At 67.3% G+C, this 24,230-nt stretch carries 18 protein-coding genes and 1 pseudogene; 13 read left to right on the top strand and 6 right to left on the bottom strand.

Translation table 11 applies throughout. The annotated features are described in order from the left end of the window. Positions 1–46: 46 nt before the first annotated feature. Together AB0937_RS33500 and AB0937_RS33495 are read right to left on the bottom strand one after the other, a co-directional pair. Complete coding sequence (locus AB0937_RS33500) at positions 47–829, bottom strand: hypothetical protein (protein ID WP_366717171.1); 783 nt, start codon at positions 827–829, stop codon at positions 47–49. A 1,631-nt stretch (positions 830–2,460) separates the two neighbouring features. After that, on the bottom strand, positions 2,461–2,598 hold the full coding sequence (locus AB0937_RS33495; RefSeq protein ID WP_366717169.1) for a hypothetical protein: 138 nt from the start codon (positions 2,596–2,598) through the stop codon (positions 2,461–2,463). A 414-nt stretch (positions 2,599–3,012) separates the two neighbouring features. On the opposite strand from AB0937_RS33495, the gene AB0937_RS33490 reads away from it, so the two are divergent. The 5 genes from AB0937_RS33490 (at position 3,013) to AB0937_RS33470 (ending at position 6,605) form a co-directional block, all read left to right on the top strand. Next, a complete protein-coding gene (locus AB0937_RS33490; RefSeq protein WP_366717167.1) occupies positions 3,013–3,345 on the top strand; it encodes a hypothetical protein in 333 nt (110 codons plus the stop codon). A gap of 32 nt (positions 3,346–3,377) precedes the next feature. Beyond that, positions 3,378–3,869, top strand: coding sequence for a hypothetical protein (locus AB0937_RS33485; protein ID WP_366717165.1), 492 nt, complete (start codon positions 3,378–3,380; stop codon positions 3,867–3,869). Positions 3,870–4,669: 800 nt separating this feature from the next. Further along, positions 4,670–4,888: a hypothetical protein gene (locus AB0937_RS33480; RefSeq protein ID WP_366717163.1), complete on the top strand. Its 219-nt coding sequence runs from the start codon at positions 4,670–4,672 to the stop codon at positions 4,886–4,888. Continuing rightward, positions 4,885–5,793: a sigma-70 family RNA polymerase sigma factor gene (locus AB0937_RS33475; protein ID WP_366717161.1), complete on the top strand. Its 909-nt coding sequence runs from the start codon at positions 4,885–4,887 to the stop codon at positions 5,791–5,793. The genes AB0937_RS33480 and AB0937_RS33475 overlap by 4 nt, the downstream gene beginning before the upstream one ends. Continuing rightward, the gene (locus AB0937_RS33470) at positions 5,790–6,605 is read left to right on the top strand and encodes a hypothetical protein (RefSeq protein WP_366717159.1); all 816 of its coding nucleotides are present in this window, start codon (positions 5,790–5,792) and stop codon (positions 6,603–6,605) included. Before AB0937_RS33475 ends, AB0937_RS33470 begins: the two co-directional genes overlap by 4 nt. A gap of 152 nt (positions 6,606–6,757) precedes the next feature. Here AB0937_RS33470 and AB0937_RS33465 read toward each other — a convergent pair whose 3' ends face one another. Further along, positions 6,758–7,261 (bottom strand): lamin tail domain-containing protein, encoded by a 504-nt coding sequence (locus AB0937_RS33465; RefSeq protein ID WP_366717157.1) that lies wholly within the window; start codon positions 7,259–7,261, stop codon positions 6,758–6,760. Between the two features lie 646 nt (positions 7,262–7,907). Beyond that, positions 7,908–8,132, bottom strand: a complete 225-nt coding sequence (locus AB0937_RS33460; protein WP_366717155.1) for a hypothetical protein — start codon at positions 8,130–8,132, stop codon at positions 7,908–7,910. A gap of 463 nt (positions 8,133–8,595) precedes the next feature. On the opposite strand from AB0937_RS33460, the gene AB0937_RS33455 reads away from it, so the two are divergent. Further along, positions 8,596–11,169 carry a DnaB-like helicase C-terminal domain-containing protein gene (locus tag AB0937_RS33455; RefSeq protein WP_366717153.1) on the top strand — a complete coding sequence of 858 codons (2,574 nt, stop codon included), beginning with the start codon at positions 8,596–8,598 and terminating at the stop codon, positions 11,167–11,169. Next, positions 11,169–11,741, top strand: a complete 573-nt coding sequence (locus tag AB0937_RS33450) for a hypothetical protein (protein WP_366717151.1) — start codon at positions 11,169–11,171, stop codon at positions 11,739–11,741. The genes AB0937_RS33455 and AB0937_RS33450 overlap by 1 nt, the downstream gene beginning before the upstream one ends. 222 nt (positions 11,742–11,963) lie before the next feature. Here AB0937_RS33450 and AB0937_RS33445 read toward each other — a convergent pair whose 3' ends face one another. Then, positions 11,964–13,217: an ATP-binding protein gene (locus AB0937_RS33445; protein WP_366717149.1), complete on the bottom strand. Its 1,254-nt coding sequence runs from the start codon at positions 13,215–13,217 to the stop codon at positions 11,964–11,966. A gap of 239 nt (positions 13,218–13,456) precedes the next feature. Next, the gene (locus tag AB0937_RS33440) at positions 13,457–14,764 is read right to left on the bottom strand and encodes an ATP-binding protein (RefSeq protein WP_366717148.1); all 1,308 of its coding nucleotides are present in this window, start codon (positions 14,762–14,764) and stop codon (positions 13,457–13,459) included. A 727-nt stretch (positions 14,765–15,491) separates the two neighbouring features. On the opposite strand from AB0937_RS33440, the gene AB0937_RS33435 reads away from it, so the two are divergent. The 6 genes and pseudogenes from AB0937_RS33435 (at position 15,492) to AB0937_RS33410 (ending at position 23,151) form a co-directional block, all read left to right on the top strand. Further along, a complete protein-coding gene (locus AB0937_RS33435) occupies positions 15,492–15,638 on the top strand; it encodes a hypothetical protein (RefSeq protein WP_366717146.1) in 147 nt (48 codons plus the stop codon). Between the two features lie 452 nt (positions 15,639–16,090). Continuing rightward, the gene (locus AB0937_RS33430) at positions 16,091–17,023 is read left to right on the top strand and encodes an alpha/beta hydrolase (RefSeq protein WP_366717144.1); all 933 of its coding nucleotides are present in this window, start codon (positions 16,091–16,093) and stop codon (positions 17,021–17,023) included. Further along, positions 17,020–19,086 (top strand): hypothetical protein, encoded by a 2,067-nt coding sequence (locus tag AB0937_RS33425; protein WP_366717142.1) that lies wholly within the window; start codon positions 17,020–17,022, stop codon positions 19,084–19,086. The genes AB0937_RS33430 and AB0937_RS33425 overlap by 4 nt, the downstream gene beginning before the upstream one ends. After that, positions 19,083–20,012 (top strand): ATP-binding protein, encoded by a 930-nt coding sequence (locus tag AB0937_RS33420; RefSeq protein WP_366717140.1) that lies wholly within the window; start codon positions 19,083–19,085, stop codon positions 20,010–20,012. The genes AB0937_RS33425 and AB0937_RS33420 overlap by 4 nt, the downstream gene beginning before the upstream one ends. 34 nt (positions 20,013–20,046) lie before the next feature. Further along, positions 20,047–22,848: pseudogene (locus AB0937_RS33415) on the top strand (GAF domain-containing SpoIIE family protein phosphatase); the annotation flags it as partial. After that, the gene (locus AB0937_RS33410; protein ID WP_366717281.1) at positions 22,834–23,151 is read left to right on the top strand and encodes a DUF742 domain-containing protein; all 318 of its coding nucleotides are present in this window, start codon (positions 22,834–22,836) and stop codon (positions 23,149–23,151) included. The pseudogene AB0937_RS33415 and the gene AB0937_RS33410, both read left to right, overlap by 15 nt. Positions 23,152–24,230: the final 1,079 nt, after the last annotated feature.

Raw genomic sequence — 24,230 nt, 5'->3', positions numbered from 1 at the left:
GCGGGGTGTGGCGGTGCGGTCCTCCAGTCCGGGAAGGACTGGGTGGTCATTTCTCATCGTTCTCGTTCGTCAGGGGTTCGATCGGGGCGACTTCGCTCACCGGAGGGAGGTCCAGCTTCCGCTCCGCGCTGGGGCGGGGCGCGAGAGCGACAATGGGCTGCTCGCCCTCGTCGAAGCCCGGGTGTCCCGCCAGCTGCTGCGGAATCGTCAGCTTCGCCTTCGGAGCGTCCGGCAACGGCAGGGGCTCGGGGTCGATGACCCACTCCAGGGTGCCGCTTTCGTCCGCCAGTGCCGCAACGCCCCAGTAGGGCTTGAGGAGCCCGGCAGCGTTGCAGGCGAAGGGAATGAGGACCAGACGCGTGTCCTTCGGCAGGGCCGCGAGCCTCGGCCGGAGCTCCACTGCACTCGGGTCGAACCCGTACCCGCCGAAGAGGTCCGCCTGCTCCGGCGGCGGGGCGAAGGCGAACAGCTCCCGGATCACCGACCACACGTTCTGGATCCGTGCGCTACGGACGTTGCTGTCCTTCTTGGAGAAGCAGAACGGGTACAGCAGACCGTTCCCGATGCGCACCAGGTCGAACTGGAAGCCGTTGGGCTTGACCAGCTGCGCGCCCGGGAGGTCCGCCAACTCCTCGCTGACCCGCTCGAACGCCCCGCGGAAGCGCGCGACGCCGTGGACCTGAGTGGACGACACATCGGCGTCCTGCTGCGAAGAACGAGCGTTGGCCTGCATATCGACCAGCGCCTGACCGATCCTGTCGCGCACCTCCCGCGCCGTCTCCTCGTCGTTGAACAGCTCCACGGCCCAAGCGGAAACAGGAACATCCATACGGCTGACCCTTCCGGTTCAGCGCTTCACATCGAAGCGTGCCGACAGTGCTATCACTTTAGTTGATCTCAATCAACTTGCGTGGGTGCTTTCGCTGAACAGCTCGAAGTGAGCTTCGGCTACGTTCCGGCACCATGCAGAGAAGGGCGTAGCGCTCTTGGGGCGGTGGGGGGGGGGTGGCGGCAGTGGGTCACAGGTCTCGGGCGGAGACGCCCCGGAGGGCCTGGCGGCCCTCCGCGGCGGTCTGGCAGGCGTCTTCGGCGCGTTCACCGCCAGACCGTCCCGCGCAAGCGCGGGACGCCGGTCATGCGCCGCTACCGCGAGGAAGACGAGGGCTTCAAGGAGAACGCCCTGCACGGCGTGCTGTAGAGCCCTCAACCCACCGCACATCCGCCCGGTGCTGCCTGCCGGGTGGGACCCGAAGGCGTACGTGCCGTGCAGCGGGCCGTACAGGGGTCGCGGGTCGTCCCGCCAGGGCGCATAACCACGCACGCGGACCGCCCGCACTCGGCTCGGCGGGCAGGTCGACCAGGTGCATCGCGGTCGCGACGGGGGCCTGGCGAGGAGTGGTCTGGATGCATGGTTCTTCGGATCGAGACGGAAATGATGCGGGTCCTAAAACGCTGATCGCCCACCCCGTGGACGGGGTGGGTCCTCTGCACATGGAGGGGGCCGTCCTCTACACATGCACGGGGTCGTGCTCGATGGATGGGCAGCGGAGCCAGCCGTATTTCCTGCCTGACGGTCTGTAATCCCGAACGGCCCCAACCTCAACAATCGCTCAGTTCCACTGGGTTGATGTGAGACCTGGATTGCAGCTCAGGGCCCTAGGTGAACCTGACAGGTGCACTCTGCGCCGAGCGGGGCGGCGTGACCCCTGGTGGTCTAGACCACCAGTCGACGCCCGTCGTCGACACCGAGGCCCACCCGACGAGGGGCGCTGACGACTGTTCCCCCGGGTGGAGTATTCCTTGATCTCGATGCGGATGGTGTCTTCACATCGCTCCAGGGCTTGCGGGCCACGCAGAGAGCGGGACGACGCCCGTCGTCGACGTCACGTCGACACCCACGACGGGCGTCTGAGCTTGCGCTCAGCGGTGGCCGCGAACAGTACACCTGGGGAAACCAGTCCCTTGGCCGGCTGGCAGTGACTGGACAGGGAAACAGTCCGTCAGACGCCCGTCGTCGGGTGTGGCCTCGGTGTCGACGACGGGCGTCGGCTGATGGTCTAGGCCCAAAGACCAGGGGGGCGCACGTAGGCGGATCGACAATTTTTTGGGTCTGACAGGTTCATCCAGCAGACTTCGATCAGTCCAAAAAACTGGGCGCCGGTACTTTTGCATCGAACAGGCTATTTTTTTTGATGGGAGACTTCTAGTAGCTTTTCTCTCCCTCGGCAAAGTTGCGTCCTGCGCTTATTTTTCGCAGCTTCTCAAAAATAGCTCTGGAGGAAGAATATTAGCGATGCGTGGTACTGTGTGGTCACAGACGACTTCACGTCGTCTCCTACAGTCCACATAAGAGAACCCCGCGCTCGCACCGGATGTACGCACGCGGGGCCTCCTCCGGGTGTAGGACTCGACGGGCCCACCCATGCAGGGGTAGGGCCCGTCGGCATCTCTAACCGCAGGTCACCAGATCTTCAGGCCGTAGTACACGGCCTGCATCATGGAGCCCACGAGCCGGGCCGCATCTGCGGCCTGGCGAAGACGCTTCGCCCACACCGACTCCTTGCCCCCCTTGGGGGGCTCCGCGCCGGTGCTGTACACCTCATCACCTCCTCTCGCTGGATGGGACCAGCTGTCGCCCACCCGGGCAGCCGAAGAGGTAATGCCCTCGAAGAATACAACATCGGGAGCGACTCATGTCCCGCGTGCTGTGAGTCCGGGAAGTCCTTTCGCGAATGCCGTTTAAACCGCGTGGATAAGGCCCCTGAGGGGCCCGAGTCTGTTGAGGGATTTCGGCCTCAGAAAGCCCGGTCGCGTTTTCTGGTAAACCCGCAGCTCAGGGGCCATAAGGACGTCGATGGTCGGCTCGCCTCACCGACGTCTGTAGCAGCACGATGGCCGCCCGCTCTGATCACGCATAGCTATGTGAGGTGACTTAAAGTAGTTATCGTCGTGGTGGTGGGGAAGGCATGAGCCCATGATCTGGGCCCCCCCGAGGCGATGCTCGCCACCTCTGTGACCGACCCCGCCCTGCAGCCCGGATGGGCCGCCGAAACGAAGTGGGACGGCTGGCGGGCCCTGCTGAGCCTGGATGCTGGCAGGCTGGTGCTCCGTTCCCGCCGAGGAACTGACCTCAGCTCGGCCTTCCCCGAGATCCGATCTGCCGTCAGCCAGCTGCCGGACGCCACGGCGCTGGACGGGGAGCTGGTGGTGTGGGAACACGACCGGCTGGCGTTCGAGCGGCTCCAGGGCCGCCTGCAGCGGCGCGGCGCGAGCTTGGCACTCCTCCAACGCTTCACGCCTTCGCCGGTACGGCCAGCGGATGGTGTCCGCGCCCGCGAGGCGTAACAGGTCGAACGACGACGAAGTGCCGGCCAGGCGTGAGCCAGCTCCTCGAGTACCGGCTCGCCGCCCCGTGGGCTCTGTGCCCGTCGACCACCGACCCGGCGACGGTCCGCGGGTGGCTGGCCGAGTGGACAGCCGCAGGCCTTGAGGGGGTGGTGTTCAAGCGGCTGGACAGCCCTTACGAGCCGAACGTGCGCGGCTGGCGCAAGTACAAGGTGCGCGAGACCGAGGACGCCGTTCTGGGCGCGGTCACCGGCTCCACGGCCATGCCCCGCACCCTGCTGTTGGGGCGCTACGACGCCGCCGGCGAGGCAGGGCACCCGTGGACCGGCTGGACGTTCTCCGCCGGGTGGGGCAGCCGCGAGACCCTGCACGTCACCCTCGTGCAACCCGCCTTGGTCGTCGAGGTCGGAGTCGACGTGGCCCGGGACAGCGCCGGACGCTGGCGGCACTCGGCACGATGGCACCGGCCCCGTCCCGATCTCACGGTGGCCGACGTCCCGCGCTGGACGGGCACGGCCGACTGACCCGTGCTCAGCGCTTTGCCCGCGCGCTCTCCGCGATCTCCAAGCACGTCGGGCAGAGCGGACAGCCGCCCTTTCCGTACCGATGACAGAACCCAGAGCACCGCGCGCAGTACCCCACCTGATCCACCGAGCAGCCCAGGCGCACAGCCGCAGTCTGCGGACGATGTTGCTGGCATCGCCGAAGGGCTCGTGCGCTAGTGGGAACGGGCGTCCGAGGTGCGGAGGTCGATCGGGGCGTTCCACAAGCTCAGAGCCGCATAGGCGGTACGACCAGCCCCATCTTCTGGAAGCCCGCAGGGTGGTTTCCGGCGAAGTCCCGGCTACGGCAGGGGCGTTGTCAGTGCCGTGGTCTACGGTCATGGGGTCCCGGCAAGGGGCCGTTGTGCTCTCGCCTGGCCTTAGGGCTGGCCAGGCGAGAGCGGCATGGCCCGCTTCCCCCCTTTGACGGGTTGGCACGGGGGCGGGCCCTTCCGGATGGAAGGCCGACACCAACGGCGTCATGTTCTATTGACGTCTCTTCGACGTGCAATTGCAAGGAAATCCGGGAACTTCCACCCGTCCGCGCGCCTGCTTGCGCTTTCTGATCGGCGATGTCCTGACGGGGCGTCCGGAGGTGGTCCGTGATCGCCATTGTTCCGTGATTCCTTGATCACGTGGCGTAGCAACTACCGCTCTGGCCATGCTGGTTCATCCCTGGGGCACGGCGGTGTGGCACCCGCCCGCCCGGGGTGCGCGGCGGCCTTCTTCGGATGGGGCCGCCGGATCACGAGGCCGACCTCCCGACAGCACAAGGAACCTGTATGAAGCCCCGTCAGATAGTCGTCATCACGGTCACGGCGACGGTGTTCGCCTGGAGCACCGTGCTGGTCGCCGTCGGCGAGACGGCCGCGGTGGCCGGGCTCGCCCCGGCCCTCGCCCTGACCGTGCAGCAGATCGTGCACGCCTCCCGCACTCACCCCGCGCCCAGCACCGGAATTCGCCTGGACGCGGCCACGGACAAGGAGGACGACGCACCGTGATCACTCCTGCCGAGCCGCCGGCATCACCCGGCAGACCGTTCACCGCCCGGCCCGGCCGCAAGCTCGGACCGATCGTCCCCACCGTCGGCAGCGCCCACCGGGCCTGGCTGGACCCGGTGCGCCAGAACTACCTCGCCAGCGGCCTGACCCTGAACGACCTCAGCACCCGCGTCCGCTTCGCCAAGTCCAAGCTCTCCGAGCTCTTGCGCGGCGTGGGCCTCTACCCGCGCTGGGAGATCGTCTACCTGCTGGCCACCGAGCTGGGCATGCCGAACTGGCCTCTCTACCAGCTGTGGTGTCAGGCCGCCTACGAGGCCCACAAGAGCAGCGAGTGGGTGGACAACTGCACCGAAAGCACTCCCACCCTGACCGCCACCCACACGGCCCCGCCCTTGGAACACCGCGCCTTCCGCGAACTGGTCGAGACGGACTACCACCTGTTCGCCCAGGCCTTCCTCGACGACGATCAGCGCGACGCCGCCGTCGACGACACCTTCGACATCCTCTGGCTCTCCTGGGACGACGCCCTGGCCAGCCAGGACACCCGCCGCTACGCCTGGAACGTCCTGCGCGCCACGGTCATGGCCCGCACCCCGCACCGGGACGGCTGGCCCGAATTGGGCATGGCCGCCTTCGACACCGTCGCCCTGAAGTCCTGCACCGATCCTGCCGACCGCCTGAACCAGATCGCCGAGAGCCTTCAGCTGTTCACGGCCATGAGCCGCCTGCCTGCCCACCAGCTCGACGTCATGGTGCTGCGCTGGCTCTACGACCTGCCGCCCGAGAACGTCTCCGCCCTCCTGGGCGTCCCCCTGGCCGCCGTCCGCTCCGACGAACGCCACGCCACCCGCTTCCTGGAAAGCGTCCTGTGCCCGCCGCCCCCGACCGAAGGGAACACCCCGTGACCGGCATCGAAGAACTCCTTTCCAGAGCCCTGCTCGTCCGCGAGCGCACCCTGCCCCGCGACACCGTCCCCGCATCCACCCCGCGGCCCGCCCCAGATGCCACTCACTCCGGCCAGAGCTTCTCGAGCGGCAGCAGCCGCGCGGCGGCCGAGGACCTGCGCGCCCTGTGCGAAACCCTCGTCCAGCACACCCCGCCCCACACCGTCGCCAAATTCGTCACCAACCAGGTCCCCGAACCCCGGGCCGCCCTGATCCTCGCGTGCGTCCTGCAGCTGACCGACACCGACGAGGGCGCCCGCTTCTGGTGGCAGTACGCCGCCGGCGCCGGCCAAGCCGCAGCCGCCTACTGCCTCTACCTGCACCACCTGGCGCTGGGAGAGCGAGACACCGCCGACTTCTGGCACCGCCAGACCGACGACGTCCAGCCCCCGCCCGAACCCCCCGCGTTCGACCACGCAGGGACCTGGCAGCCGGCAGACCACCGGATCACCAGCACCTCCACCACCCACTTCATGCGGATCCTGCGCCACCTCGCCCAGCAAACCGTCCGCACACGGCGGCCCGGCGTCACCAAGCTCATGGCCTACATCCCGACTGCCGTGGCAGCCGGCTACCTCCGCGAGCCCGACACCGAGCTCCCGCTGCCCGGGCACGAGTTCGCCCGCCGTATCAACAGCCTGCTCACTGCGGCCGACCATCCCTCCACCTGGGAGAGCCGACCCACCCGCTCCAAGCCGGGCCCCTTCAACAGAGGTGACGACCACGCGCACCGGCAGACGATCCCCGAGCAGATGGGGACCGCCAAACGCTGAAGCGCAAGGACGATCCGGGCCCGGACAACATCACGGGCCCCGGGGGAAACAGCCTCCCCGGGGCCCGGCATATGGAGTTGTGCTGCTCAACGACAGCGCACGTCAGCTGTCACGCGTGGGCCGGTCACTGGTCACGTGTGCAGTCGGCTGGGTCAGCGGTGGCCGTGGCCGTGGTGGTCGCCGCCGCCGTGGCGGTGGTGGCCCCAGGAGGCGTCGTCGATGAAGCGGCCGCGGTCGTTGCGCAGGGTGGCGGTGTCGGAGCGGTTGTCCCAGACGTAGTGGCGGCGGTCCTGGTAGAGGTCGGTGCTGCGGTCGCGGCCGATGCCGGTGTGGATGCGGACGGTGGCGCGGCCCTCGAGGCGGTAGTGGTCGAAGGTGTAGGTGTGGCCGTCCTCGTCCTGGAGGGTCCAGCCGTCGAGGTTGACCGCGCGTCGGGCGCTGTTGGTGATCTCCACCCACTCGCGGTTCAGGGAGCGGTTGGAGCGGTCGTCACGTCCGGGGGAGTCGTACTGGACGGCGGTGATCTGGACCTTGGGCCGGTCGGGGCGGGCGTGGTCGGCGGCGGATGCCGGCAGGGTCACCACCGAGACGAGCGCGCCGGCGGTGAGCGCGGCGGCGGCGATACGGCGAGCGGTGACAGAAGCGGAAGCGGACATCAGGTCCCCTCACGTGCGGACACCCTCCCCGGACAAGCCCTTAGGGGCCAAAGCCGGGGACGTTGGTGCGGTGTGCGGTTGCGACCGGCTGGCCGCACACACACTCTGTCCACGCCGTGGAGAAATTGAGGGGAAAACATGACCCCTGTTACCTGTTGTCCAACTTTCTATGACTCTCACATGCAACATCCATCTATAAGCCGCGGGTACAGAATTGACGAGCCGACAGATCCACACCCCTTGCAGGCATTGGGGTGAGTGGTCTGTTCGCCAGGTTGCACCACCCCCCACCGGCCGGGGCTGTCACCCGAAAGTGAGTAACAGCGCTACTCAAGGCGGACCGCCAACACACCCCGACGCGGTGAGGACCAGTAGCTGGCCGAGCCCTCCGCTCAACGGTGGGGACCTCACGGTGCCGTCCTGTTGCCAAGCGGATCAGTCTGGACGCCGCACGCGAAGCGAGGTTGGTGCCCGCGGGCCCGCTGTCGACCGTGCCCCAAGGCAAGTGCGGACCTGATGGCGTCAGTCCACCGGCCCGACGCGCGCCGGAATTACGCGCCCGGTTGACGGCGACATTCCGGCCGCTGCGCAGTTGCGCGCACATGGTCGGAGCAGTGGACCGGATCCGGCTGCCGACCGTAGGTGCTTAGCTCCGCAGGCCGATCACGACCCAGTCGCGGCGGGCGGCCTGACTGACGACGTCGCCCCATTCGGTGACGAACCGGGAGAACGACGGGAAGTCCTGGATCCAGCCGATGGGTTCGGTGAGGTGACGGTCGAAACCTCGGACTGCATGGCCTGCGTCGCGCCGTCCGTCGGTGCCAGAGCGCTGGACGAGGCCCGGCACCGCTGCGGCCTTTGCCCAGGGCACGCCCAGTGCTGCGTCGGCGAGACCAGGACCGCCATCGAGCTGATCGAGGCCTCCGCGCAGGGCCTACAGGGCAAGGGACTGCCGAGGAGCACCTACCGGGGCGAGCCACTCGACGACATCCTGCAGAGCTTCCGGCAAAGCGAAGGATCTCGCGGGTGCGTTCCACAGCAGGCTGAGCGCGACCCACTCCGTCATCGGGCACGTCGTGTATGGAAACGCCCGACGAGCAGGAGTCGGCGACGGGGAGCTGAGCCCGCCGGTTCGGCAGCTGTGATCGTCTGCGGACGGTGTAGAGCGGAGGCCGGAGCCTCCGCTCTGTCAGCTACTGATGGGTCCTGGAGGCATCCCAGCCCGTCAACTCACACCACTAATGAGTGAGCTTCTCAAAAAACATGGTGACTTTGCCGATTGACTTAGTGGACTCTGTTAACGTGGCAGCGAGTTGAGTGTTCTAGGAGGGTGAGTGAGTCAGTCGCCGCAGGAGGAGAGCCCGGTCAGCGCGTCCGCGGCGCGGACCCGCCTGTACTCGCTGGTGAAGCTCACCGAAGAGGAGGGGCGTACCACGGTGATCACCAAGCACAAGGTGCGCGCTCTGCTCGCGCCGCTGGACCGGTTCCCGGCAGCACGGAAGACCGATGCCTTCCCGGCCCACGTGCTGAGCGCTGCGCAGAAGGACTTCGGTGACCTCGTCACGCTGGCAGCGAAGGGCGAACCGCAGGTCCTCCTTCGCAACACCACGCCGGTCGCGGTACTGCTCCCCGCCGACCCCGCCGCAAGCGCCCTCTCGACCGACACAGCCGCAGATACTGGCGCGGCGACCGCAGGAGGTGCGGTGAACAGCCAAGGCAACCAGGGCGGCAGCACGCCCCGCAGGCTCGCCACGCTCGGCGACGCCATGTCCGCACTCACTGGCGGCCCGGTCGGCGGCCCCACGTTCGGACTGCCCGGCCTGGACGCCGCGACGGGCGGTCTGCCTGCGGGCCGGCTGACCCTCGTGTCGGCCCCGCCGAGCGTCGGTGGAAGCCTTCTGGGTCTCGCCGCCGCGCGGAAGACCGCGCTCGTCGACCGCCGCACGGTGCTGTACGCGGCATCGGGACCGAACCGCGACGACATCTTCCGCCGGATCCTGTCCGCCGAGACCGGAGGGGAGTACCCGCGCCTGAAGCAGGGCCGCCTCACCGAGTATGAGCAGGAGGTCGCCCACGAGCTGGTCCGGGCAGGTGTTGGTGACCTGCTGCTCATCGACGACGGCACCAACCTCAGAGCCGAGGACATCGCGGACACCGCGCCGCACATGAAGGGCCTGTCCCTTGTGGTCGTAGACCGCCTCCAGGCCGCGCACAGCGCCCGCCTGCCCCTGTCCGGGGACCGCCTCCCGGATGCCTCCCAGGTCCTGGCCGCCCTTGCCCGCGACCTGCAAGTACCGGTGCTGGCCGTCGTGGACAGCGACGACCCCACGCTCCTGGGACTCCTGGACGCCGACGTCGTAGTGACGCTCACCGCGACCGCGGACCCGGGCAAGGTCCAAGCCACAGTCACAGAACGTGACTTCGGCACGATCGGCTCGGCGTACCTCCAGCCCGACCTGATCCACGCCCGCTTCCTCGACGCCGGAGCCGCCCCCCTCGAGCGCACCGACCGCCCGGCGGGCCCGGTGTTCTCGGCGGCCGCCGGGGGAACGGCGGCGCTGGAACTGGCTGAAGCCGCCCTTCCCTACACCTCCGGCGGACACCGGGGGATCCCCGCCGCCCTCACCCGCGAACTGGCGGCATGGCGGACCGCGGTCGCAGGCGGAGACCAGGACGTCCTCAGGGACATCCTGCCGTCGCTGCTCCAGGCCGCCGCAGCGGTAGAGCAGATGCCGGACACGCATGAGGGGCACCGCCTCGCCGCCGCACTGCACCCCTACGGCACCCCCATGTCCGCCGACGCGGCCGACGCCACCCAGAACACCGGCCAGGCCACTGCAGCCGGTGCTCCTGTCCAGGCCCCGGCTGACAGCGGACAGTCGCGGGACGACGTAGCGGAGGACGAGGAAGACGCCGAGGACGGTCTGGAGCCGGGGGATGAGGAGAACGAGCCCGAGGGGCACGTTTTTCCTGCTCTGAAGATCCTCAAGGACGCGGTCGGCCGCTCGAAGATGCACCCGATCCCGGTCATCCGCGCGGCGGATCGCGACAGCGGCCCGTGGCCGCTGATCAGCGAGCACATGGACGGCGAGCCCCGCTGGGTCCACCCCGACGTCACCGCCACCCGCGTTCCCCACATCCGGGCGAACGGCAAGCGCGTCCGGCGCGACCAGCTCGACGTGCCCGACTCCTTCGGCGAGGGCGCGCTGTGCCTCATCGACCGCAACGGCAGCTTCCCCTCCGCCTGTTCGGCCGTTCCCCTAGCCCCGAACAAACTCCTGCACACCGGCCCGCTCGACGCGTACGACAAGGCCGCAGCCGGCATCTACCTCATCGACATCCCGGAGTGGCCCCGCACTGACATGCCTCACCCCCTGGGGCGGATCATCGACCGTCCCGACGAGAACGGCCGCGTGTGGGTCACCACCCCCCACATAAAGCAACTGGAGAAACTCGTCCGGACGGGCCACCTCGCCGCCATGCCCGCCATTCACGACTCCTGGACCGGGAAGGCCAACGAGTCCCTCTTCAAGCCCTTCTACGAGGCCACACGCAAGGCACGGACCGAGCTCGTTCAGGCTGGCGGCGAACCCTACAAGGCGTACAAGACCCGACTGTCCATCGCCCTGCGCCTGCTGTGGCCCAAGCGCCCCTCCCAGAAGTCCCCGTTCTGGAGGCCGGACTGGCGCATGAGCATGGTCGCGGAGGCCTCCGTCCGGCACTGGAGCGTGGCCTTCAGGGCCGTCCAAGAAGGCCACCAGCTCCTCGCGCTGCGCAACGTGGATGCGGCCGTTTTCTGGGCGCCCGACGGCACCGCGCCCGCCACCTACCGGATCGGGACCGGCTTCGGCGAAGTGAAGGCCAAGTTCGTCCAGCCCGGCGAGACCATCCTGGAAGGTGACGACTGATGGCCGGCCTCACCGGACGCGGCCACTCCCTGGGCGCCGCCCTCAACGACCTCCTACGCTCCCAGGTCACCCCCCGACACCGGCTGTCGTCATACAACGCCAAGCACTGGCACGCCCAGCTCAGCCAGCTCACCGCGACCCACCGCGGACAGCAAGCCCTCGAGGACGCCGGACTCCACGTGACGACCAAAACGCTGATCAACTGGCTGTCAGACTCCGAGTACAACGTCCGCCGCTCCTACCGCGACCTGATCCACACCGCCTACGAGAACGTCGCCGTCGCCCCTGCCGACCCGCTCCCCGACCACATCAGGCGAGGCCAGTACGAGATCAGCGGCATCGTCAAGACCGGCGACGACGAACGCGAACGCGGCAACCGGCGGGCCGCGCCTCTACGCATTGACGGCAGCAGGGGCAACTGGGACGACATCGAGGAACTCTGGCTCGCTGGCGAGCTCACCGACGACGAATTCGAGGACCGCTTCATCGACGACGTCATCGTCGAGGACATCGGCGAAGGCACCGACGGCTGGGAGTTCCCTGGCGCCTCGTACTCCGTCGAAGTCCGGTAGCAGTACGCACGAGCAACCGAACCGCCCCGCGCAAGGGGAGCCACGCGGTAAACGCCGGACGTGGCGGCGCGGGACTCGGTGAAATCCTGAGCATTTCGGTAGCCAGGGTGAAGGGGCTGGCGGTGTCGCCGGGGATCGGCTCGCCGACGTCCAGATCGACGGAGATGATGACCAGCCTGCGCGGTCCGAGGCGTGGAGTTCTGCCTCGCTTTGGTCGTCCGGCTACTGCTGTTCGCGACGCGCCGGGGGCCGAATGATCAGTACGTCCGAGATGCCGCCTTGATTCACACAGTCTTGAGCGAGATCGTGGACGTGCCAGTGATAATCAGATGCGGGCTCCACGGCGTTCACAGTCGTCTCAATAGGGGTATAACGGTACAACGGGGTCGAAGCGCCGTCATAGGTGTACCCAAGTTGGTCCCTCGAGAGAATGGTCAGTGGCTCCTGGCCAGCCCACTCGATACCTACACGAACGTCGTACTCCTGGTTGTCGGTCACTTCCGCAGTGGCGCGCATGAGCGCCATGACATCTGCGATGGCGCACTCGATGGCGGAGGACTCGACCTCCCAGCCCTCGAAGTAGCTGTCAGCTCCGCTGCGGTGCCCGCCGACCGCGGCCGCGAGGGTGACCGAGCCGTCGTGGTAGATGCTCATCCAGGCTTCCTTCCAGCTCGACCAGTCGCCTGTAGCCATACTCACGGCGACCCAGCGGCGCAAACCAGGGCGAGGATTGGTCCGGTCAACGTTCTCCAGGGGATGCACCCCTTCCCGCCCGGCATAGCTCAGAGCCAGGGTTTCCGTCGTCGCGAACACATAGCGCGCCCTATCGCGCGTCATCCGCTCACGGAAGACGGGAATGCGAGGGTGGGCAACCGCGATCAGCCAGGCGCGCTTGTCGGAGTCCCGTCCAGCAGACGCCTCACCGAATAGAGCGTCCAGAGCCTCGCTCGCATGTCGGCGCTCTTCGAACCGGGCGCGGTACATGACTTCGATCTGCCGTTCCTTCATCCACACGGTGTCTGAGTCATTCCGGACGGGCGCGCCGAAATAGTCGTTCCTGTAGATCAGATGCGGTCCGTCGACGCTCGCGGGGACCTCCACGACGATGGCCCGCTTGCCTTCGGCTTCGAGGCGATGCACGTTCAGACCGAATACGGGCGGGGAGATGGCGGTGATTGCGGCGCTGCGCAGCGATCGTTCGTAGGCCTCATCGAACTCTCCGACATCGACTCGCCCAGTCGCTGCCTTCTGCGACTCGAGCACACCGTAGACGATCACGCCTCCGCCACTGTTCGCCATTGCCGCAACGTCCTTGGGGAAGTCTGTTTGCGTCAGCCCCTTCGCCGGAGGCAGCTCACCCTTCCAATCCAGATCGTTTGTCTCCGTCGTACCAGCCGCCACAGCCGCGTCAAGGAGATCGTCGGTCAGGGGCCCTGGTGTTGCTCCGACGGCGCGATGGAGTGCTGTGAAGCTCATACGCGAGAGTGTAGGGATCGAGTGCCCAGCAGACCCAGGAACCAAGGTTTCCCGGTTCAAGCGGTCAGCCGCGTTGCCGGACACCCTGACCGACTGCGGCAACGCCAAACTCTTCGTCAAGCTCAACGCCTCCGACCACCGGCACGTCTCCCGGCTCGGCTGCAGCTACGCAGCCCCTGCCGCGCTGGTGGCCTCGAACCTTCGGCGCGAGATGTCTCGGCCGGCTGCTTATCGCATGGCTACGCCGGTGGTGTTGTCGCGACCCGGTAGCTCTCGACTAGGCGTTCCATGCCGGTCAGGCCAGCGTCCAGTCCGAGCTGCCGCAGCCAGTCGTCCACCTGCTCCTGGCGCTCGGCGGCGATGCGCAGATCCAGAGCGGGGTTGGCGCGGAAGATGCCGCCGGACGATGCGCCAGCGTCCGGGATCTCTTGCAGTCCGATGGGGTGGAGGAGGTCCTTCACCTGCCGGTCCGCGACGAGGTGGAGCTCGCGCGGCTGACTGACAAGGGCGGTGTCGATGTCCGTGATGCGAGCAATCTCTGTGACGACTTTGGGGTCGACGACGGCTTGGAGGAGGCCCTCGAGTAGGTCTGCCAGGTTCGGCACCGAATACCGGTACGCCTCCGCAGCCTCGATGCTGTCGGCATACCGCCGGACACGGACGATGACGTCGATGACGATGGTCGCGGTCAGAGCAGTGGAAGTGGGGCCGTAGACCTCGGGCAGGTTGACCGTTACGACGGCCTCGACAGGGTTCGTCACCGGGGCGCGGCTGATGGTCTGAAACACCAGCCGGGCCGTCCGAGACCTGTTGTGTCCAAGCGGGCGGAAGCTCTCAGAACGGTCGAACGTTCCATCTGCGAGGGTGCGCAGGGTGCTGGGGAAGACAGAGTCGTTCAGAGCCTGCGCGAGCGCAGAGACGGACCGCTCCGACAGCGGGCGCCAAGCGCCGGCCTCACCCATCGGGAGGTTGATGCCGGTACGGAGGATGAAATCCTCGGTGGCCAGGCCCTCGCTGTCTTGGTTCAGTCGAGGGGCCATCACGTGCTGGCCCATGGGCAGCACTCCTGCGGACGGCTCCTCACGGGCGAGCTTGAGGAGCCGGTCACGGTCTGCAGTGGAGTTCTGCCCGCTCAGCCGAATCGGCGCCTTCAGATCGATCAGCAGGGGTCGAGGGGCGGCGTTGGGGTCTACCCGGATGACGACCACGCTGCGCCCGGAGTCATCGTCGAACGGGACGGTGAAGAAGGTCGGCTCCCAGGGAGGGTCCAGCTTCTCGCTGCACGTACTGGCGATCTTGTCGATCGTCTGCTGTGCGTCGACGCCGACGACTCGCTCGGCACCTGGCTCTGCCCTGTCGTTGACGCCAACAAGAATCATGCCGCCATACGTGTTGGCCATCGCCGCGATGGTCTTTACCAGACTGAGGGAGTACTCGCGCTTGAACTCCAGCGTCAGGCTCTCGAGCTGGTCCGGACGTGCGGCAAGAGCTCGGATGCGCTCGATCGTCAGATCCGCCGCCGAAGCGGCGAACAAGGAGTTGGTCATCCCTCATAGTCCATCAAGCGCTGTACTCACACACCGAAAACTTGCAGTGGCAGGAGCGCCGCCCGCGCTGGCGCCATGCTGTGGTTAGGCCCGAGTGCTGTTGGCGATCGTCTTGAGTCGTGTCAGCAGGAGGCGGCAGTTCGTCAGGGCGTGATAGCGGCTGTCGAGTGGCTGATTGGGGGTTGAGGGTGTGGTCCAGAACCTGTCTGCCGTGCCGGTCGGTGGCGGCGATCTGGAGGGCGTAGGGCGCGTGGAGTCCGGTGGTCTGCACGTCGATGACCAGTAGATGGGGGTCGGCGCGAGTGCTGCCCGGGCCCAGGTGATCACGCGGTCGCGGTGGCGTTGCCAGTCGTCCGGGCGGCGCAGGCTGCGTACCGCGTCACTGAAACGCGTGTGCCGCTCCTGGGCTGTCTGCACCCACCACGGAGTGTCAGGGGCAGTGTTGGCGTGCCGAGTGCCGAGGTAGCTCTCCGGGTGGAGGCACGGGTGGGTGTAGATGCTCCAGCTGGGTCGGTCGGTGTCCACGGGGCGCACACATACCACCGGCTTCGAGTCGACGACGGCGGTGAAGGCGCTGGCCCACTGCTCGGGGCCGGGGCGTAGGTCGTGAGCGGGGACGGGTACGTGATGGCGAGGGTCGGGCATAACGGCTCCACAAGATGTGCGGTCGTGGGGAGGCTTTGGGGCAGCTACGTCTCCCGGTGCACCATGACGCACACCGAGACTTATGATGGTTGCCGCCTGTGCTGGCAAGCTCGCCCGCCTGGACGGCGCTACCTACCCCACCGCTCTCACGCGGGCCGCCGTCACCTTCGCCGCGGTCCTCACCTTCGCCGCGACCGTGGCTGGCACCTTCGCCACCCTTCTCATCTGACCGTCCGGCGATGGTTCCCGATGGGCCCTGAGCGCTCCGGCCCTTCGCCAACCTGGGGGCCCACTACTTTCCACTGAGCGGCCGTCGTCGTCCTCACCTCAAATCCTCGTCGTCATCGTGGCTCTCCTCAGGTAGCAGCACACGCTGAGCAGTTTCTCCGAACTACCGCGAGCAACGAGAAGCCCTGCTCTCGACCGCCGAGTTCAGTTTTTCGAGGCGGCGTCGTTGAGGCGTAAGCAGGCGTTCCGTGATGCGGCGATGATGAACCTCACAGGACATAGGCCGTACAAGGGCCTCACTTGCTAATGTCAAGTTCTTGTCCGGCACACGGACCGCGTCGACTGGTTCTGCACGCCGCGCCGTTGGTTGGACCTGAGATGCGGGATAGAGGCCGGGGGGAAGGGGACCAGGGCGTGAGGTCAGCCTTGGTATTCATACATGGCATCGGCGGTATGCGGGACCCGGAGGCGGAGCGTGGCTCTTGGCTCGAGGCCCTGGCTGGCGGCGCCCGCAGGGCAGGGCATTCGTTCGAGGGCTCGGCGCTGGAGCAAAACTGCTTCACCGACACGGCCTTCGCGTACTACGGCGACCTGTTCGTCCGTCCAAACGCCCAAGGCGGCACGAGGCCACCCGAAGCCGCATCGGGTGAAGACGAGGCACTCCGGCAACTGCTGGGCGAAATGATCAACACACAGCTGCTGGCTTGCTCGGGCGAAGAGGAGCGGCGTGTACTGCAGCACGCGCATGCGGAGCTGACAGCCACCCGCCGGCAGGCGCAAGGCAGCGGGCAACTGGTCAGGCGCCTGGTGAACGTTTGCACGACATTGCTGGCCCTACCCGGAATCCGGCGCGGAGGCCAGTGGGCGAGCGGCCGGATCATGGTGGGTCACCTCGCTCAGGTGACCCGCTATTTGGCCAGAGCAGAAGTCGATGGTGGACGCACCCTCGATGAACGCATCCGTGATCGGGTTCTCGGCTTCCTGAAGGAAGACCGACCGACCGTTGTCATCGCCCATTCCCTTGGCAGTGTTGTCGCCCTGGAAGCCCTGCACGAGCATCGGGGTCCCATCCCGCTGCTCGTGACCCTCGGATCTCCGATCGCCATGCGCACCGTGGTACATCCACGGTTGCGACCCCAGCCGCCAGCTACCCCAGATTGCGTGCGGCGCTGGCTCAACTACTGGGACCGGGACGACGTCATCGCCCCGCGTCCGTGGCTGGAGCGGGACGTGCTGCCCAACACCGTTGGATGCGCGCCTGAGAGTGACCGGGTTGACTCCGACGGAATCTGGGTGCACACGGCCACCAAGTATCTGGCCCAGGCCAGCGTGGCTGGCCCTATCGTTGAGGCCATCCGCCTGGCTGGGGAAAGTGCGTCGGCATGACGACCTCGCGGATGCTTCTCATTCTGGCTCCTCAGAATGCGGCCAAGGGGTCCCTGGACGCGTTGGAGGAAGCCGCACGCACCCTGGCCAAGGTGTTGCAGCACGACGAACTGGGCCACTGTGCTCCAGCCCTGGCAGACAGGGGCGTCCTGCTGTATGGCACGGGCATTACACAGGCCCGGATCGAGGCCGCCGTGCGGGCCGCCACCCGGCGGGCCGGGGAAGCTGGCGCCACCCTGGTCCTGGCCTTTCTCGGCCACGGGATGGCGCCGCCGGGGCGCCCTGAGCTCTACCTGATGGGGGCTGACGCGCAGCCAGAGATGATGAGCACCGCGGTGAACGTCGGACAGCTGATCGTCCAGGCGGCGGAGCACCCGGGCGTCAACGGCGTTATCGGACTAGTCGACACCTGCCACGCCGCGGGTGCGGTGCCCGACGTCAAGGCGCTCGTGGCAGGCGTACGAGGCGGACGCACCCGTGTATCCCTGCTCATGGCCTCGGGTGCCGAACAAGAGGCATTCGACCTCACGTTCAGCCGACAGCTCGCTGAACTGCTGAGACGAGGCATCCCCGACGCTGGAAGACAGTCGAGTGTTTCCGCGCTGCGGGAAAAGCTGCGCCACATGATCACGGGCCAGGACGTCGTCAGCACGGAACACGACGGTGATCACTTGGCGGTGCAGGGCTTGTGGTTAGCGCACAACCCCTGCTACGCCAGCAGCGATCGCCCCGGTCCGGGCGCGATCGGCGCGGAGGATCTCAGGGCGGCGTTGGAAGCGGTCGGTCCAAGCGTGGCCTGGCCGGAGCCGTGGTCACTGGCCGAGCTGGACCGATTACGACACGACATCCAGACAATTAAGGAAGCCGGCACGGGCATCGGCCCCATGGCGCTGATCCACCGGGCCGTCCATGTGGTGGACGGCCTGCGCATCTGCATTGTTACGCAGTCTTTCCTCGCGTCCTGGGCGGGCAGGAAGCTGACTACCCAGAGGCTGCGTCGGGCGCTGCCCGCGCTGGCCGCCGACGTGTACTCACTGGTGCCCGACACCACTGGCACCGCGCTGCTCACGGACCTCCTCGAACTGCTTGTCCTACGCGCACCACGGTTCGGCGACAGCCGCACGGCACTCCTCACCAAGTTCGTTGCCGCGCTGGGCGCCGACGCCGGACTCGACCTCTCCGCTTCTGAGGTCACAGCATGGGCAGATGCCTGCGGGGCCCGCATCGAGCTCAACGACGCCCAGGAGGACCTGGCCCGCAACATGGCCGCACAGCGGCTGCGGCTGGTTGTCAGCCTGCACGCCACGGTCGCGGACGACTGGCCCGAGTCGCTGAGCCTGTGGCTGCTGGACGGCGGCACAGTGTGCGAGCGGGCCGAAGTCGCCTGTGTTCCGACGCAGGCGGCGATAGAGGCGAAGCTGGGAGAGGCCGTGCGCTGGGCACGTCACCACGCGAGGCTGCGCCAGGCGCCGCTGAAGCACGTGGATGTCGCCGTTCCCACCGCGCTGATACTGCGCTGGAAGCCCGAGGAGACCGATTTCGGCGTGCGGTTGGGCGTGAACCACGATGTGGTGGTGCGCTGGAGCATGCGCCTGAATCCGCCCGCGCACTTGTGGTGGATCAACGATCACGCCCGGGCGGGACTGGAGAAGATGACCGATTGTGCGGCCGGGGCCCCGGTCGACTGGTTGGCTGACGACGCGAGCCAGCCGCAGGACCTCGCAGAGCGGTTGCGGGCCGGACGGTACACACGCGCGGTGGCATTCGCGCAGCGCCCTGCGCACCTCAGGCAGGTGATGGAACTGTTACTGGCCTACGTGCCCGTGGTGCTGTGGCCCGATTCGAATCATCGCTTGTCCCCCAATGAACAGTCGCTGCTCGACCCTTTCTGGGACCACCTGCCGGCCCAACTGGCTGAGGCCTACCGGCAGCGCTGGCAGGGCGGCTGTGCCGCACCGTCCGACGGGCTCGCCGACCTCAGATCCGTCTGGCACGACCTTGAATGGCTCGACTTCTGCAGCTGGTTCGACAGCCACGACGCCGTATACGGGAGCGTTACATGACCTGGAGTCCGTACTTCATTGGGGACGGTGTCCCGCGCGACGTCGAACTCGCGCCCCCTCCGCCGTGGCGGACGTTCCCCCGCCGCGCGATGGCGATGGAGTTCAAGCCGCCCGAGGGACTCGTTGAGTCCGTGAACGCAGCCCTGCACCTGCGGCGTCCGCTCCTGGTCACAGGCCCGGCGGGATCGGGCAAGTCCACCATCATCGAGCAGGTGGCCAGTGAGCTGAAACTCGGAGCCGTGCTGCGCTGGCACATCACCTCCCGCAGCACTCTCACCGAAGCGCTCTACCGCTACGACGCACTCGGCCGCATCCACGCCCAGCGTCTCGGCCAGGCCGATGGCCTCGATGACATCGCACCCTTTATGCAATTGGGGCCGCTCGGCACAGCCCTTCTGCCGTCACCTCATCCGCGCGCGCTACTGATCGACGAGGTGGACAAGAGCGACCTCGATCTGCCCAGTGACCTGCTCGACGTCCTGGAACGCGGCGAATACGAGATTCCCGAACTCGCCCGCTACCAGCAAGACGTCGTCTCCGTTCGGCACTGGGGCGGAGACGAACATGACGACATCCAGCGGGGCCGCGTGCGCTGCACGCAGTTCCCCTTCATCGTGATGACCAGCAACGGCGAGCGTGACTTCCCGGCCGCCTTCCTGCGCCGGTGCATCCGCTACACCATGGCACCACCGACAGTACCTCTGCTCCGTCAAATGATCATGGCTCATCTTCAGATCGATATCGATGACGGGGGGCCGGTGCGCGATCTCGTCGAGGAATTCGTCACGCGCCTGGAAGGCGGTGACAGCCTGGCCATCGACCAGTTGCTCAATGCCGTCTATGTGACGACCGGCAGCTCCGCTCCAGACGGTGCTGGTCGGCAGGAGGTAGCCGCAATGCTCCTGCGCGAGCTTTCCCGTGCCTGACCGCTTCTCCCGCGCGCTGCAGGCCCTCGACGACATGGGGACAGGCCTGGACGCGACCGCGATGGCCGAAGCGGTGTGGCTGGCTGCCACACTCCGTGGACCGACCGGCCCCCAGCAACCAGGCACCGGCAAGTCACGGCCGGTACGACCATGGGCTGAGGGTGCACGGAGCCCTCGGGCGCAAGGCGACCGGGCAGCCATGGACGGGCCCCGGCCCGGGGCTACGGTGCACGAACAACTGCCCGGCAGCCTTGGCAGCGTGCCCGGGGAGCAGATTGCCGTCACCCGGGGCCGTGCTCTGCCCGACAGCTTGGACCTCTTGCGCGCGCTGCGGGCGTACAAACGGCCGTGGGTTGCCGGCCTGCACACAGAGCTGGACGTAGAGCGGACGATTGACGGGTACGCACGCAGCGGTGAACTCATCCCCGCGTTCCGAGCCGCTCCGGAGCGGTGGTTCGACCTTCTGCTGATCGTGGACCGGTCACTGTCCATGCAGGTGTGGAAGGACACCATCGCCGAGCTGGAACGTGTGCTAGACCACCTGGGAGCCTTCCGGCTCCTGCGCACCTGGGGGCTGACGTTTGATGAAGCACAACCTCTCCTCTACGATCACCAGGGAGCGGTGGCCGGCCCGGATCACGTGCTCTCCCCTCAGGGCAGACGACTGGTTCTGCTCGTGTCGGACTGCTCGGCCCCCGGTTGGTATCGGCAGGAGATCTGGAAGCAACTGCGCGCCTGGGCTCAATCGACGTCAGTGGCACTACTCGATCCACTGCCCCCGAAACTGTGGCGCCGCAGCGCGCTTGACCTCCCTGGCGTCTGCGCCACCCAAGCCGTGCCCGGCAACGGCAGCACCACACTGCACTTCGGCATGCCACCGCTCCTGGAGGAGCCGGCAGACGGCCCGCTTGCTTGGTTGCCTGTCCCTGTCCTGTCGTTGAGCCCGCATTCACTCGGTCGCTGGGCACGCGCCCAGATGCGAGGCGATCCCAGCGGCTGCGACGCCATACTCATTCCTCCCACCGGGCGAATCCAGCGCGACAGCACCAACTCCGGCCGGACCGCACAAATCGATCCGGTCCAGGCGTTCGTCCGAACGGCTTCGCCGCATGCGGTCAAACTCGCCGTCCTGTGCGCCCTGGTCGGGCGCATAGGTCTACCAGTGGTTCAGCTGATCCGGCACGAGCTTGTGCCCCAAGCCACGGTCGCCGACCTTGCCGAGCTGATCACGAGCGCCATCGTGTCCCTTCATCCGCAAGAGAACGGCACGTTCGTGATGGCCTTCCGCGACGGCGCCGAAGCGGAGCTGAAGCGGCTGCTTCCCCAACACGAGGCGTGGCAGTTGTGCGGGATGCTGGAGGAGCACGTGAGCACCCGCGCTCACGGCACGGTGAGTGTGCCCGCAGTACTGCACGATCCCGCCGCCCTGCAGCACCTCCCTGCCGAAGTGCGGCCCTTCGGCCATGCCGCCCGCAGCGTGCTTCAGGCACTCGGTATCAGCAATGGCACACAGCAGCCAGACGGTGGGGCCTCATTTTTGGCTGACGCTACGGCTCGGATCGACGACGGACTGGACGTCGACGACATCCTCCGAGCCCTTTCTTCTTCCGCAGTGCCACTCGTTACAGACGACCTTATTGTCTACCTGAGCGACCCGATGCCGGTCGGCGACGAGCGGCCCACCAGACCCATCGCGCTACGGCGGTGGGATGACCACCATAGGGACGGCATCGCGGGCAATCTGGCGCCATCGTCGCCTCCGCGGTCCGCCCTCCAAATGATCAACGACATGTGCGAAGTAAGGCCGGGCAGCGCACTCGCAGACGTGCTGCAGAATGGGCACCCGGCCTTAATCGACGAGCCCGACGCCCGTGCCGCCCTGGCCGAACTCCTCGGTAGGGGGCTGACGTTTGCAGTGCCCATGGAGAACCACGCCATCGTCGCCCCGCTGCGCAGCCAGCGCCGCGTGATCGGCATCGCACTCTTCGTGCGCCGCCAGGACCGTGCCCCTTTCGATCCAGATGACCTTCTGATCGCCGGGCAACTTGCTGCTCACAGTGCACTCGCGCTCGGAAACATGACGCAGCACAACCACGACGCGGATATCGCTGCCCGACTCCAACACAGCATGCTCCCGCAGACGCTCCCACAACTTGCGGGCGTGCAGCTGGCGTCCCGCTACCTGCCCGCCTCCTCGTCATCCCGCGTCGGCGGCGACTGGTACGACGCCATCCCTCTACCGCGCAACCGCGTGGCCCTCGTCGTCGGCGACGTCATGGGCCACTCCATGGCCTCCGCCGCGATCATGGGCCAGCTGCGCACGAAGGCCCAGAGCCTGGCCGGCCTCGACCTGCCGCCGCAGGAGGTCCTGCACCACCTCGACGAGCAGGCCCAGCGTCTCGGCGTGGACCGCATGGCGACCTGCCTCTATGCCGTGTACGACCCGGTATCGCACCGGATCACCATCGCCAACGCCGGTCATTTGCCGCCCGTCCTGCTTCATCTGGGCGGCCGTGCCGAGGTGCTGCCCGTGCCGACCGGTGCCCCGATCGGGGTCGGTGGCGTGGACTTCGCGGTCGTGGAGCTGGACGCGCCCGCCGGTGCGACACTGCTCCTGTACACCGACGGCCTGGTCGAGTCGCGGCTGCGCGATGTGTGGACCGGCATCGAGCAGCTGCGGGAGAAGCTCGCCGCGGTCGCGCAGCTCACCGGGCCGGACCATCCGCCGCCCCTGGAAGCGCTGTGCGACGAGGTGCTCGACATGCTCGGCCCCGGCGACCGGGATGATGACATCGCACTGTTGGCCGCCCGTCTCGAGGGAATCGCACCCAGCAACGAGCGGACCAGGCCGCGATACCAACTGGCCATCGAGGCACTCGTGGTGAACACTGCCAGCGCTCAACAACTGACGGGGCTGCTGCCGGAACATCAGCGGATCTGCTACGTGTGTCGTGACATCAAGTCGGTGGCGGAAGTTTCGGCGCTACTGTCCATTCCGCTGGGGGCCACGCGCATCCTGGTGGCTGATCTGGCAGAAGCGGGGCTAGTAGCCATTCACGAACCTGAACGCGAGAATGACGGCCTCCAGGCCCATACAAGTCTGATCGAACGAGTGCTCAACAGCCTCCGCAAGCTGTAGTCCTCCACACGGACTGGGTGCGTCGGTCAGCGCAACGGGATCTCGCCAGCGTCGAGTTCGCGCGGCTCTTGCTCGAACCCAAGGTGACCAGGCGGCGCGGCTCCGGGGAAGGGCCTGCACCCATCCGGCGAGGGCGTAAGGGACCCGGGCCTCGGCAGCCCTGACAAGGGGGCATGCCCCACACCGGCTAAACGCTGGGACCGCGGTCGATATGCTGCTCTCCGCACTGGTCGGCGATCCAGCCGATCCATACGCGGCTCGCAGCGATCCCTACCCCAGCAACTACCCAGGGGCGCACAGGAGTTCAGGGATGAGGTACCCGTTGGACGCCGGCCGCGGGCGCCCGCTCGGAGCGCGGGGCCGGGGGGGGCGAGGGCTGAGGACAACTGTTCGATGGAGGGGCACGGGTGTGGTCGGTGGCGGCAGCTTCGGGAATCCGGGTGCCGGCCTGTGTGGTGTTACGCGTCGGCCGGCGGCCGCCGCGCTGGCCATGGTGATGGGCCCCTGGGCCCGTGGGGTGGAGTTGGCGGCTAGCTCCTTGCCCAGCTCGGGAGCCAGGAACGGGCCTCGTCTGCCGGAGGCAGGCGCAGGCCCCTGCTCTCGTTCGTCCACAGCAACAGGACCCCGGAGGGGGCCTGTTGTCTCTGTCTGGTATTCCGTGTTCTACTTTTCTCACGGAATACCAATCAATTCCCTTCCGTGTTCAGGGGAAATCGGAGATTCCCTGAACTCTCACCCCGAAAAGCCGGGTGACGCTCCCTCAACTCCCACCCCAACACCAACACCCCATACTTCACACCCAATCGAAAACCCGCGAGTTTGTGCCGGAGGCACAAACCCTCTCTGCTCGCTTTTCGTGCCGGAGGCACGCAAGTTCTGGAATGGCCGGAGGCCAATTCCAGAACTCCCCGCCGGAGGCGGGCCATTCGCGCGGGGACGCGCGAAACGAGCGAAGCGAGTATTCGGCTGCCGGAGGCAGAGCGACGCGGGGGACGCGTGACGTCCCGCCCGGCCGGTCAGTGCGCGGCCAGCACCAGCGCAAGGGCGGCCAGCGCCGGGACGGTCTGCACGAAGAGGAT

Origin of the sequence: Streptomyces sp. NPDC047880 (assembly GCF_040706515.1) — a bacterium.
Lineage (GTDB): Bacteria > Actinomycetota > Actinomycetes > Streptomycetales > Streptomycetaceae > Streptomyces.
The sequence above is the reverse complement of the archived record's forward strand: the minus strand, read 5'-3'. Positions and strand labels throughout refer to the sequence as shown.

What these genes read in the sequence shown, in the direction of transcription:
- AB0937_RS33425 (WP_366717142.1), top strand. Translation starts at nt 17,020, where the DNA reads ATGACGACCTCGCGGATGCTTCTCATTCTGGCTCCTCAGAATGCGGCC.
- AB0937_RS33430 (WP_366717144.1), top strand. Translation starts at nt 16,091, where the DNA reads ATGCGGGACCCGGAGGCGGAGCGTGGCTCTTGGCTCGAGGCCCTGGCT.
- AB0937_RS33420 (WP_366717140.1), top strand. Translation starts at nt 19,083, where the DNA reads ATGACCTGGAGTCCGTACTTCATTGGGGACGGTGTCCCGCGCGACGTC.
- AB0937_RS33500 (WP_366717171.1), bottom strand. Translation starts at nt 829, where the DNA reads ATGGATGTTCCTGTTTCCGCTTGGGCCGTGGAGCTGTTCAACGACGAG.
- AB0937_RS33440 (WP_366717148.1), bottom strand. Translation starts at nt 14,764, where the DNA reads ATGACCAACTCCTTGTTCGCCGCTTCGGCGGCGGATCTGACGATCGAG.
- AB0937_RS33445 (WP_366717149.1), bottom strand. Translation starts at nt 13,217, where the DNA reads ATGAGCTTCACAGCACTCCATCGCGCCGTCGGAGCAACACCAGGGCCC.
- AB0937_RS33435 (WP_366717146.1), top strand. Translation starts at nt 15,492, where the DNA reads ATGATGGTTGCCGCCTGTGCTGGCAAGCTCGCCCGCCTGGACGGCGCT.
- AB0937_RS33450 (WP_366717151.1), top strand. Translation starts at nt 11,169, where the DNA reads ATGGCCGGCCTCACCGGACGCGGCCACTCCCTGGGCGCCGCCCTCAAC.
- AB0937_RS33480 (WP_366717163.1), top strand. Translation starts at nt 4,670, where the DNA reads ATGAAGCCCCGTCAGATAGTCGTCATCACGGTCACGGCGACGGTGTTC.
- AB0937_RS33465 (WP_366717157.1), bottom strand. Translation starts at nt 7,261, where the DNA reads ATGTCCGCTTCCGCTTCTGTCACCGCTCGCCGTATCGCCGCCGCCGCG.